The organism is Mycolicibacterium diernhoferi, from assembly GCF_019456655.1.
GTDB lineage: Bacteria > Actinomycetota > Actinomycetes > Mycobacteriales > Mycobacteriaceae > Mycobacterium > Mycobacterium diernhoferi.
This window is the reverse complement of record NZ_CP080332.1, coordinates 87,677-99,187: the sequence shown is the minus strand read 5'-3', so window position 1 is coordinate 99,187 and position 11,511 is coordinate 87,677. Positions and strand designations below refer to the sequence as shown.

Sequence of the window (11,511 nt, the reverse complement as noted above, 5' to 3'; positions counted from 1 at the left end):
GATGTTTGACGCGGGTCAGTCGACCCAGCGGGTCAGGTGGTTGAGGACCTTCGAGAGAAGAAGGTGGGTGCATCCGGCGACGATCACCACCACCAACGCGGTGACCGCGACGATATCCGTTGCGGCATAGAGCAATGCGAAGTTGAGAATCCGGCCCAGACCGTACTGCTTTCCTATCACCTCCGCCGCCAGCACGGCGCTCCATGCGAAAGGCACTGCCAGCAGAATGCCGACCTTCAGATTCGGCGTTATCGAGGGCACGACCACCGACAGATAGATGCGACCGCGGCTCGCCCCCAGGGAGGTGGCCGAATCGCTGTAGATGCGGGGCACGTTGTTCACCGCGGCGACCGTGAGAACGAACAGCAGGACCGCAACCGCGAATGCGGTGAACATGTACGTTCCGAGCTCAGAACTGCCGAACCAGAGGCCGAACAAAGGCAGCATCGCCAGCAGTGGCATCATCCGAAGGAAGTGCGCAGGAAACGACACCGTGCACCGAGCTATCGGTGACCAACTGACCAGCAGGCCGGCACCGACTCCTACCGCCGCGCCCAGAAGAAATCCTACGGTGAAGCGGGACAGTGATATCGCGACGTTGTAGACCATTCCGAGTGTCGCTCCCCAGATGGTGGGTTCGGCACCGCTGACTGTGCGTTCGGCACCGAGTCCGCCCGGCCAGTAGTCGGCGAAGACCATGTACGAGGACACGACGTCGGTGATGCTGGGAACGAGCCGCATACCGGACTCGTCGTCACCGATGAGCACCGACGCGAGCTGCCACACCGCCAACACCAGAACCAACGAGGCAGCGGACCAGAGCATCCCCGACCTGTCACGCGTAAAACGGAACGTCGGTTTGGGGAGTTCGAGCCGAGCCCGCGCAGAGGGGAAGAGTGTCGCCGTCATCGCGAGAACTCCTCGAGAAGCTGCCTGCGCAGTTGGTTGGCCGCGGGTCCGGTGATGGCGTCGGTGCGACGTGGCCGCGGGAGGTCCACCCGCATGTCGAGAGCCAGACTGCCGTGCTTGATCACGAAAATGCGGTCCGCGAGGGTCAGTGCTTCGTCGATATCGTGCGTGACCATGAACACGGCCCGCTTCTCGCCCTCTTGCCACAGGTCGAGCAGCACCTCGTGTAACTGGGCGAGCCGGAGATAATCGATGCCGACGAACGGCTCGTCCATCAGCAGCACCTCGGGCTTGTTGGCGAATACCGCGGCAATCGCCACTCTGCGCCGCATTCCACCCGACAACTGCTTCGGCCAGGCGTTCGCAAACTTTTCCAGCCCGATGATCTTGAGCAACTCGGCAACGATGACCTTGCGCTCACTCTTCGGGACACCCCGGGCAGACAATCCGAATTCGATGTTCTGCGCCACGGTCTTCCAGAGAAACAGCGTGTCCCGCTGGAAGACCACCCCGCGGTCGGGTCCCGGCTTGGTCACCGGGGTGCCGCCCACAGTGATGGTGCCGTCGGTCGGCGGAATGAAGCCGGCGATCATGTTGAGTAGCGTGGACTTCCCGTGCCCTGACGGCCCGATCACGCAGATGAACTCGCCGGGCTCGACGCGAAACGACACCGAGTTGACACTGTTGACCACCTCCCCCGACTCCAACCGGAACTGCTTGGAGACGTTCGCCACCTCGATCGCTGGGAGTCGCACTTCCACACCCGCGGTGTATCCGGATCCGATCTCGACCGTCATTCGTTCCACCTCACAATCCAACGACCGGCAAGTCCGATCAGGGCATCGACAAACACGGCCACGCATCCGACGGCGATCAGAACACCGATCGCTCCAGCCGTCTGGGTGGCATCAGAGAACGATCGGATCAGTCGGCCGGCACCCTGGCTGCCACCCAGCACTTCGGCGATGCACTGAAAACCCCACCCGAATGCGGCCGCCGCCCGTACGACTCCGATGGTGGAGGGCACCAGGGCGGGAAGGATGACCGAGATCGTGGCACGCCGCCTCGAAATACCCAGTGTGGCTGCGTAGTCGGCATATCTGATCTCCGCCGCGGTCGCTGCGGACTGGACGGTGCTCGCAACGGTGAGCGCCGTGAAGAAGATGACCAGACCGTTGGTCGCCAACGCGGAGCTGCCGAACCACAGTGTGAGGAACGGCAGGACGGCAAGGACCGGCACCGTACCGAGGATCGCCACGGGTAGCTTTCCCAGCCGGTTGAACCATCCGACCCGGGCCAAGGCCAGGCCCGTACCGAACCCTATGACGAGGCCGGTTGCCACGCCGAGAAGCACATTCTGTGCGGTCCACAGCACGTTGGACCAGACACCTCCCACACCAAATGTGGTGTAGGCCAGAATCGGCGCCGTATCGAAGTTGTCGACGACCGCTTCGAAGATGGCCGGAATGCTCGGGAACCGCGCTGCCGTGCTGTTGGCTGACAGTGCCGTCCAGATCAGGGTGAGCGTGACGACCCCGGCGATCCCGCCCGCAATGGGAGGACCGATTGTCCTGACCCGCATGTCATTCTCCTCTCGGTGCACTCACTTGACCGCAGCCTGGAGGATGCGGGCGGCGTCGAGGTAGTTGCGGTGTGCGTACTGGGTCGCAGCGAGCTCGGCAAGCTTGGCCTGATCTCCGGACAGCCCCTGGGCTTCGGGCAGCAGTGCGTCGTACTGCTCCTTGTAGTCGACGAGCTCCTTGTAGACGTCGTCAGCGATGATGAAGTCGGAGGCGTCCAGCTCGGCGTTCTTGATGACCCCGGCGTCCTGTGCGGCTTTGACCTGCTGGTTGTAGGTCGCCTTGTAGTAATAGGGGGAGTCGACGTTCACCCACCAGTCGGCCTGGTCTTCGAAGGATGCGAACGGGCCGATGTCCTCGAACACGATCCGCAGGGCGTCGGCCGAGGTGTCCACGGATGCGGCGCTCTCGATGACCGGGACCAGTGAGTCGATGGCGTCGGTGGTGCCGTTGTCGATATCCGCGAGGACCGCGTCGACGATCCGATACGCCACCGATGACACCCTCAACATCGTGTCGTGGTTCTCTTCGATCCACTTCTCGTCGGCCGCGTGCCCGACATGGCCGAGGCCGGAGACCGCGCGGGGGTCACCGGCGGGCAGATTCTCGATCAGGTCTTGAAGGCCGATCACCGGGTACCACCCGCCCTCGATCAACTCCGCGGTCTGGACGGCGCCGATCGGCTTGGCGTAGTCCAGCTTTCCGCCGCGGGCCAGCAGCAGGGTCTGAGAGTCGTCGACCACGGCGACGTTTCCGAAGTCGCCCTGGGAGAATCCGCTGATTCCGTAGAGAGCGTCCAGAAAGCTGCGGTGTGCGCCGATATCGTCGGTGGCGAACCGTGATCCCTTCATATCGTTCATGACGCTGGTGACGGCATCCTCAAAGTTCATGCCGTCTCCCATGAGGTCCGACACCGAGGATTTGCCGGAGCCCGGTGCGGCGAGAATCGCCAGTCCACTGGTGACGTCGATGAAGTTGAATACCTTGATCGACGGTGCGCCCTCCGCGTTACGGACCATGTTGGGGCCGTAGGCGGCTACCACGTCATAGTCGCCGTTGAGGGTCAGTGGTATCTGCTGTTCGTCGGAGATACTGGCGAACTTCTGTGGTCCGACATCGATACCGACCTCTTCGAACCAATTCTTGGCCATGCCGATGGACAACATCATGTTGTCGGCGTAGGGCAGCATGCCGATGTTGACGACTTCTTGCGGTATGCCGACGCCGTACTGCTCGAGCAGTGCGTTGTCCGTGACAGTGCTGGGGCCCGCAGCGGCGGGCGCCTTGCTGCCCGCATCGCCCGAGCACGCGACGAGCGCTCCGGACAACGCGACACATGCTGCGAACGAGACCGGACGCGATATGCCGCGGCGAGTCGTGAGCTTCATGAATATTCCTGCCTTCGACTGGTTTCGGGTTGTTTCAGAGTTCGATGAATGCGCTGTTGAGTTGTTGATCGTTGGTCATCCATCTGCCACCACTGGTGGTCACCTGGATGTTGTCGGTGAGTCCGAAGAGTCCGAACCTGGCGGTTTCCTGGTCCGTCCGGAACAGCCGGTGCGGGTGGATGTTGACGACCTCGTTGTCCAGGAGAACCCTGTCGTTCCCGCTGACCCAGACGCCCTGGATAGCGTCTGTGCCTATACCGTGAAGATGAAACGAGCGGTGCTTGTCGGCCGGGTCTGTGTAGTCGAGTTCGATTCCTCCAGAACGGAATACATTGGCCACGGCTTCGACGAACTCGCTCGCCATCGAACCCGGGGTCATCGCCGCGACGCCGGCCTGATGGGCCTCCGCGTAGATTTGCCACGCGTCCCGGTACTCCGGGGCGACCGGGCCGACCGAGTACATCCGCCGGTACTCCAGCCAAGTCCCGTTGGGGCCGGCCGATTCGATCCAAACGGTGACCACATCGCCCTGCTCGATCACTTTCCTGGTCCCGAAGGATGTGGCGCCGGTAAACGGTGTCGAATCCAGGACCACCAGGGGATCGCGGACCCCGTGCTCACGACATATCCGGTGAGCCTGGGCCGCCAGCTGGATCTCGGTGATGCCGGGTTGCACGTACTGCTGGAGTTCGGCATATATCGAGTTCCAGCACGCGGAGGTGTCGGTCATGGCGGCGAGGGACTCAAGACTGTTTACCTGTCGGCACTGCTCGAAAATCTCTGTGGCATCGACGATCTCTGCTAGCTCCAACCCATCGATGAGTTCGCGGTAGTGGCTGTAGGCGAATCCGCCGTCGTCGAGCCCTACGATCCCGATCCGGGCCGCCGACAGCTGCTGCTCGGACAACACCTGCGCGATCTCTGCCCCCGGGGTCCCGGTGAGGCGGCATTCCGCGATCCAATCTGACTGGCGCGCCTGCGATATGCCCCAGACGGTGCCGCCGATCAAGATCGGGCCCGCCGAGTGGGTCAACACAACATGCGAATCGGCGAAGAGCTGCCAGTAGTCGGTGAGGTAGAAAACTCTGCCGCGATACCTGATGTCGTCGCGCCCGGCGATCACGAGCGCGTCGAGTCCATTGACGGCCATCGCGGACCGCAGCGCATCGGTACGGCGCGCGCGTTCTCGGTCTGTGGTGAAACGATGATCGCTGATCGTCTGCGTCATGTACCGGTTCCTTGTCTCCGCTCGACAACGGGTGGCGAGGCGGGCGGTCTCGACAACCGGAGTTGTGCATTTTCTGCACAACCCTGTGCGCTGTTGAATACGGAAAGAGTGGAGGTGCAAAGTTACGAATGCGGTTCCGGACTGGTTACCGTGTGTAAATTCCGCGCATGACTGTGCATTTCGTGCAACAGTTCCCAGAATGGGAGGCGTTCATGGACGGCACGGCAAGACAGCGAAAGCACTGTGCGCAGCCCGATACCACTGGGGGAAGCTCGTCGAAGGAGAAGGATGACGGGAACAACACACCGCATCGCGGAGATCATCGAACGCATCGCGGAGGAACCGCTGTCAGTGGCGGAACTCGCGGAAGATTTTGACGTCCACCGGTCGTCGATGTTCCGGCAATTGAAGTCACTGGAACAGGTGGGTTATGTCCATCGGCGCGAGGACGCCCGGTTTGTGGTGGGCGCGAAGCTGATCGCGCTCGCCCGATTGAGTTTCGACGACGTGGACCTGCGCCGGGCCGGCTACCGGCATGTGCGGAGACTGCACGCCAAGATCGGACACACCATTCAGCTGGTCAGTCTGATCGGGGACAGCCTGATCTACGTCGACAAAGTCGAGAGTGCATCGGGCGTCGGCATGTACTCCCGCATCGGCCGCGAAGCCCCGGCCTACTGCAGTGGGGTCGGCAAGGTCATCCTGGCAGCGGTCGACCCCTATCGCCGGGAGGCGATCTTGGACTCCGTTCCGTGGAAACAGTTCACCCCCAACACTTTCACCAACAGGGCGCAGCTCGACGAAGCACTGGAGTTGGCCGCCGAACGTGGCTGGGCGGTGGACGATCGAGAACTGGACATGTTGATCAACTGTCTTGCTGTGCCGATCTCCAGACCGTCGGGGATCGTCGGCGCAGTATCGGTCACGGCCGTGTCCAGCGTCGAAGACATCGAGGCACTGATGAAGTACCTTCCCCTACTCCAGGACACCGCGCGCGCAATCGAGGTCGAACTAGGGTGACTTTTCCGCATCACCAGAGGCGTACGTCTGTGCACGACCACATCCGTCACCACGCGATCGCCGAGCAGGTTCGGGCGCTACGGTCACATGAGACCACGGCGCGTGATCTCGCGGCCGGTGTTCGCCGAGATGTTGAACAAGCAGAACAACGGATTCATGCCTGGGTCGCACTGGCTCCGGACATCGAAACGCAGGCAGACGCGGTGGACGCTGAGCCGGCGTGTCTGCCGCTGGCCGGGATATCGGTGGGCGTCAAAGACATCATCGACGTGGCGGGCCTGCCCACGCGCGCGGGTACGGTACTGTCCAGCCCCGAACCCGCCGCCTCTGATGCGGCGTGTGTGAGTGCACTACGGTCGCTGGGTGCGGTGATCCAAGGTAAGACGGTCACAACGGAATTCGCGTATCTGAACCCCGGCCCCACCCGTAATCCCCACTCGCAGGACCACACTCCAGGCGGATCCTCGAGCGGGTCCGCTGCGGCAGTCGGTGCCGGAACGATTCCGGTGGCCCTCGGGAGCCAAACGGCAGGATCCCTCACCCGGCCCGCGGCGTACTGCGGGACGGCTGGGATGGTGCTGCCACCCGGTTCCGTGGACATGTCCGGAATCCTGGGCCTGAGCCCCAGTCTGGACGCCCTGGGCGTGTTGACTCGGACCGTCGCCGACCTGCGCTACGTGCACCGCGCCTTCACCAGGTGTGCCTCCGATCCGGAGCGGCCCCGGTCGAACGGCGTGCGGCTATGGGATGGTCGCGAGCTCGCCGATATTGCTCCTGCGATGTCAGGACTCGTCGGGGCGGTACCCGGGATTCTTGACGCTATCGGTTTCGAATCCCGGCCTCTGGAATGGGCCGACGACGTCCGCCGGCTGACCGATGACCATCTGGACGTGATGTCCTACGAAGCACTACGAGAGCGTGCCCACGAGTACCGCGCCCATTCCGCACAGCTCAGCGAGCCACTGCTCGAACTTCTTCGGGCCGGTGAAGAAGTATCGGCGCAGCGGTATGCGTCGGTGCTGAGGTACCGCGACGACGCCCGGGCCCGTCTGTCCGACCATTTGGGGGCGGACACACTGATCGTCGGTCCGGCCACGCCGGGGCCTGCTCCGGCGGGCCTGCACGCGACGGGTGTTTCCGTGCTCAGCCGAGCCTGGCAACTGCTCGGACTACCCGTGGTGGTGGTCCCCGGTGCGCAGACCCCGTCGGGCCTACCGCTGGGGCTGCAGATCATCGGTCTGCCGGGATCTGAATCGGCGATGCTCGATCTCGGCATCCAGTTGGAGCAAGCGCTTCGGTCTCGTCAACTTTTTCGGTAGCACGTCCGCACGCGACCGGCGGTGCCCGCTTGGGAACCCGTATGCCGGGTACTCCGTCGGCCTATCCGGTCGGCGAGGCAAAGGATCTTTCATGAGTCAGACGAGCCAACGCGAGCTGGGCAGTTCCGGTAGCCCGATCGAGGACGAACTGGAGGACGCGTTCACCCGGATGGTCGACGAGGGCACCCAGCGCCTGCATCGCAGTTGGCGCGAGGTGCTGGTGACCGGGTTCTTCGGGGGCACCGAGGTGGCGATGGGCGTCCTGGCGTATCTGGCGGTGCTGCACGCCACCGACAATCCCCTGCTGGCCGGCCTGGCGTTCTCGATCGGATTCCTGGCGCTGTTGCTCGGACGCAGCGAGCTCTTCACCGAGGGATTCCTCATACCCATCACCACGGTGGCCGCCAAGCGGGCGAGTGGCCGGCAGCTGCTCAAACTCTGGACCGGCACGTTGGCGGCCAACCTCGCCGGCGGGTGGGTTCTGATGTGGTTGATCATGCTGGCCTTCCCCAAGCTGCACGAGCAGACGGTGGAGTCCGCCACCCATTACGTCACCGCCCCGATATCCGCCGAGACGGTGGCGTTGTCCCTGCTGGGCGGGATGGCCATCACGTTGATGACCCGTATGCAGCACGGGACCGACTCCATGTTCGGCAAGATCGCCGCCGCCGTCGCCGGCGCGTTCCTTCTCGCGGGCCTGCAGATGTTCCACTCGATCCTGGACTCGCTGTTGATCTTCGGCGCGATCGCCACCGGTGATGCTCCGTTCGGGTATCTCGACTGGCTCGGCTGGTTCGGTTACGTCATCGTCGGGAACGTCGTCGGTGGTCTGGGGCTGGTCACCTTGTTGCGGCTGTTGCGCGGTAAGGACCGGATCAAGGAGGAGCGCGCGGAGGCCGACGCATCCTGAAACGAGTTGGCCACGGCTCCGCAAGCCATCATCAACAACAGCCGTCACTTTGTTAACATCGCGCGATGCGCGCTACGCCCGGCAACCCTGACCTGCCTTCAGCACGTGGGATTTCCCGGCGTGACGCACTGCGCTACGCCACCGCTGCGTCGGCGCTGGCCGGGCTCGGTGCGGCCGTGGGCGCCGGCGCTCCTGCCGCGTCTGCCGCAGCGCCCACCCTGATCGACTACGCCATGAAACAAATCCCGGCCCAGGACATCCGGGCGGCCGGGCACGCCGGGGTGATCAATTACGTATCCACCTCGCGCCCCGGCTCGTCCTTCGGCGCCAAACCGATCACGCTGCCGTACGCGCAGGCGCTGACCACGGCCGGTCTGGTGATCGTCAGCAATTACCAGTACGGAAAGCCGGGCGGGACGGCACCGTCGGACTTCACCCGCGGCTACCCCGGCGGTGTCGCCGATGCGCGCACCGGCTGGCAACTGCACACCGCCGCCGGGGGCGGTCAGAGCGCGCCCATCTACTTCAGCGTCGACGACGATGTCGACCGCCACACCTGGGACACCGTGGTGCTGCCATGGTTTCGCGGCATCAATTCGGTGATCGGCGTGCAGCGCACCGGCATCTATGGCGGTATCCGGCCCTGCCAGTGGGCGACGGCCGACGGCGTCATCGGCCGGTCGGGCACCCCCGGCAAGGTGTGGGCCTGGCAGACCCGGTCCTGGTCGGGTGGGCAGATCTTCCCCGGCGCCACGCTCTACCAACGCATCATCGACACCGCGTCGAATCCGGGGCCGATCGTCGGCGGGATCCGCGTCGATGTCAACGACGTCCTGGCCCAGGATGTGGGTCAGTGGAACCTGCATCCGTAGCCGCACCGAAGTCCTGACCTCGGGCCAGGTCACAACACCTTAATCTCGGCGCAATTGGTGTGCCATACCCGTGACTTCTACTGGAGTGCGTCCGCAGCCCCTGTCACGAGGACACCTCCATGAAGGAACTCAAGATCGTCCGCGGCGCCTGCCCCCACGACTGCCCGGATACCTGCGCCATGCTGTATCACGTCGAGGACGGCAAACTGGTTGACGTCCAAGGTGATCCGAATCATCCGATGACGCGCGGTGGCCTGTGCGTCAAGGTCAAGAACTTCCACGAGCACCACTACCAGTCCGATCGGCTGCTCTACCCGATGCGCCGGGTCGGCGCCAAGGGTGCCGGGGAGTTCGAGCGGATCACCTGGGACGAGGCGCTCGCCGAGATCAAGTCCCGGTGGACCGACATCATCGCCAAGCACGGCAGCCAGGCGATCATGCCGCACGCCTACCTGGGCCATCAAGGCGTGCTGAACGGATTGACCTCCGGGGACGCGTTTTTCAACCGGCTCGGCTCGACGGTCGCCGAGAAGACCTACTGCGAGTCCGGATCGTCGACCGCCTGGCACATGACGGTGGGCGGCAGCGGCGGGCTGGACGTCGAGTCGATGGCGTACTCGAAGTACATCATCGTCTGGGGCATGAACATGACCAGCACCAATCTGCACGGCTGGCCGTTCCTGCTGGAAGCCCGCAAGAATCACGGCGCCAAGATCGTCGTCATCGATCCGGTCCGCAATCGCACGGCGCGGCAGGCGGATTGGCACATCCCGATCCGGCCCGGCACCGACGGGGCCCTGGCGATGGGCCTCATCCATGAGATCATCGCGAAGGGCCTGGTCGACACCGACTACGTCGAGCGCTACACCGTCGGCTACGACGAACTCGCCGAGCGCGCCGCGAACTATCCGCCCGAACGGGTCGAGGAGATCACCGGCATCCCGGCCGACGACGTGCGTAAGTTGGCCTACGAGTACGCCACCAGTCAACCGGCGGCGATCCGCCAGGGTGTCGCCCTGGAACGCAGTCGCGGTGGTGGACAAGCCATCCGGGCCATCACCTGCCTGCCCGCGCTGGTCGGTGCGTGGCGGCACGTCGGCGGCGGCACCATGGAGATGCCGATCTGGGAGTTCCCCACCAGGTTCGATGCGATCTGCCGACCGGACTGGATTCCCGAGGGCACGCGCGTGGTCAACGAACTCGACCTCGGCATGGCGCTGACCGGTGAGCTCGATCTGGACCCACCCATCAAGTCGCTGTTCGTGTACAACTCCAACCCGGTGTCGCAGGGACCGGCGCAGGAGAAGACCATGCGCGGCCTGATGCGTGACGACCTGTTCACCGTCGTCAGTGAGCACTTCATCACCGACACAGCCAGATTCGCCGACCTGCTGCTGCCGGCCACCATGCAGGCCGAACAGCTCGACATCATGGTGACCTGGGGGCATCTGTACATCTCACTGAATCAGCCCGCAATCGATCCACCCGGCGAGTGCGTGCCCAATGTCGAGCTGTTCCGGCGGCTCGCCAAGACCATGGAGTTCGACGAGGAGTCCATGGCGTACTGGAATCGCACCGATCGACAGATGTTGATCGACTTCCACGACTGGGACGCCCCGGCGCTGGAAGGCATCACCTACGAGACGCTCGAAGAGGTCGGCTGGATGCGCCTGGCCGTCGGCACCCCCGACACCCGCGCCCCGCACGCCGAGGGCAACTTCCCGACACCGTCGGGCAAGTGTGAGTTCAAGTCCAGTCTGGCCGCGGGCGGCAACTTTGTGGTCCCGGTGTGGCGGTCGATGTACGAGGACATGCAACCCGGCGGGTACGTCGACCCGGTGCCCGACTACGTGCCTCCGTTCGAGTCACCGCAATCCAACCCGGAACTGGCACAGCGCTATCCGCTGTCGATCATCTCGCCCAAGCCACACGCGTTCCTCAACAGCCAGTACGGCAACGCCGCGGACAAGCAGAAGGTGCAGGGCCGTCAGCAGGTCTTCATCCATCCCGCCGATGCGGCCGAACGCGGCATCACCGAGGGGGACGTCGTGCGGGTGTTCAACGACCGCGGTTCGTTCCAGGGGCCGGCGGCCTACGAGTCGGGGCTGATGCCGGGTCTGGTGATGGCGAACGTCGGGCACTGGCAGGGCAAGTCCTCGGCCACGACCGTCAACGCGATCACCGCGGACCGGCACTGCGGTCTCGGCAACGCCGGTGTCTACGGTGACAATCTCGTGGAGGTGGAGAAGCTCGAGAAACCGGACGTCGCCCAATCGGCGTGACGT

The 11,511-nt window shown here is 64.1% G+C and carries 10 protein-coding genes; 5 read left to right on the top strand and 5 right to left on the bottom strand.

Going from position 1 to position 11,511, the window contains the following annotated elements; translation table 11 throughout:
- Positions 1-15: 15 nt before the first annotated feature.
- The 5 genes from K0O62_RS00470 to K0O62_RS00450 all read right to left on the bottom strand — a co-directional run bounded on the left by K0O62_RS00470 (position 16) and on the right by K0O62_RS00450 (position 5,105).
- Positions 16-825: an ABC transporter permease gene (locus tag K0O62_RS00470; protein ID WP_073858410.1), complete on the bottom strand. Its 810-nt coding sequence runs from the start codon at positions 823-825 to the stop codon at positions 16-18.
- Positions 826-905: 80 nt separating this feature from the next.
- Positions 906-1,706, bottom strand: a complete 801-nt coding sequence (locus K0O62_RS00465) for an ABC transporter ATP-binding protein (RefSeq protein ID WP_073858411.1) — start codon at positions 1,704-1,706, stop codon at positions 906-908.
- Positions 1,703-2,491, bottom strand: a complete 789-nt coding sequence (locus K0O62_RS00460) for an ABC transporter permease (RefSeq protein ID WP_131817449.1) — start codon at positions 2,489-2,491, stop codon at positions 1,703-1,705. Before K0O62_RS00460 ends, K0O62_RS00465 begins: the two co-directional genes overlap by 4 nt.
- Positions 2,492-2,512: 21 nt before the next feature.
- Positions 2,513-3,877, bottom strand: a complete 1,365-nt coding sequence (locus K0O62_RS00455) for an ABC transporter substrate-binding protein (RefSeq protein ID WP_073858413.1) — start codon at positions 3,875-3,877, stop codon at positions 2,513-2,515.
- 34 nt (positions 3,878-3,911) lie between these two features.
- Positions 3,912-5,105 (bottom strand): M24 family metallopeptidase, encoded by a 1,194-nt coding sequence (locus tag K0O62_RS00450; RefSeq protein WP_073858414.1) that lies wholly within the window; start codon positions 5,103-5,105, stop codon positions 3,912-3,914.
- A 288-nt stretch (positions 5,106-5,393) separates the two neighbouring features.
- On the opposite strand from K0O62_RS00450, the gene K0O62_RS00445 reads away from it, so the two are divergent.
- From K0O62_RS00445 to K0O62_RS00425, 5 genes are all read left to right on the top strand, one after another.
- A complete protein-coding gene (locus tag K0O62_RS00445; RefSeq protein ID WP_073858415.1) occupies positions 5,394-6,125 on the top strand; it encodes an IclR family transcriptional regulator in 732 nt (243 codons plus the stop codon).
- 29 nt (positions 6,126-6,154) lie between these two features.
- Entirely contained in the window at positions 6,155-7,444 is a 1,290-nt protein-coding gene (locus K0O62_RS00440) for an amidase (protein ID WP_073858528.1), read from the top strand.
- A 91-nt stretch (positions 7,445-7,535) separates the two neighbouring features.
- Positions 7,536-8,354, top strand: a complete 819-nt coding sequence (locus tag K0O62_RS00435; RefSeq protein ID WP_073858416.1) for a formate/nitrite transporter family protein — start codon at positions 7,536-7,538, stop codon at positions 8,352-8,354.
- Between the two features lie 65 nt (positions 8,355-8,419).
- Complete coding sequence (locus K0O62_RS00430; protein WP_073858417.1) at positions 8,420-9,226, top strand: DUF1906 domain-containing protein; 807 nt, start codon at positions 8,420-8,422, stop codon at positions 9,224-9,226.
- A gap of 119 nt (positions 9,227-9,345) precedes the next feature.
- Complete coding sequence (locus K0O62_RS00425) at positions 9,346-11,508, top strand: molybdopterin-containing oxidoreductase family protein (protein ID WP_073858418.1); 2,163 nt, start codon at positions 9,346-9,348, stop codon at positions 11,506-11,508.
- Positions 11,509-11,511: the final 3 nt, after the last annotated feature.

Coding starts and splice junctions, on each gene's coding strand:
- K0O62_RS00455 (WP_073858413.1), bottom strand. CDS start 3,877: ATGAAGCTCACGACTCGCCGCGGCATATCGCGTCCGGTCTCGTTCGCA.
- K0O62_RS00460 (WP_131817449.1), bottom strand. CDS start 2,491: ATGCGGGTCAGGACAATCGGTCCTCCCATTGCGGGCGGGATCGCCGGG.
- K0O62_RS00465 (WP_073858411.1), bottom strand. CDS start 1,706: ATGACGGTCGAGATCGGATCCGGATACACCGCGGGTGTGGAAGTGCGA.
- K0O62_RS00470 (WP_073858410.1), bottom strand. CDS start 825: ATGCTCTGGTCCGCTGCCTCGTTGGTTCTGGTGTTGGCGGTGTGGCAG.
- K0O62_RS00435 (WP_073858416.1), top strand. CDS start 7,536: ATGAGTCAGACGAGCCAACGCGAGCTGGGCAGTTCCGGTAGCCCGATC.
- K0O62_RS00450 (WP_073858414.1), bottom strand. CDS start 5,105: ATGACGCAGACGATCAGCGATCATCGTTTCACCACAGACCGAGAACGC.
- K0O62_RS00430 (WP_073858417.1), top strand. CDS start 8,420: ATGCGCGCTACGCCCGGCAACCCTGACCTGCCTTCAGCACGTGGGATT.
- K0O62_RS00425 (WP_073858418.1), top strand. CDS start 9,346: ATGAAGGAACTCAAGATCGTCCGCGGCGCCTGCCCCCACGACTGCCCG.
- K0O62_RS00445 (WP_073858415.1), top strand. CDS start 5,394: ATGACGGGAACAACACACCGCATCGCGGAGATCATCGAACGCATCGCG.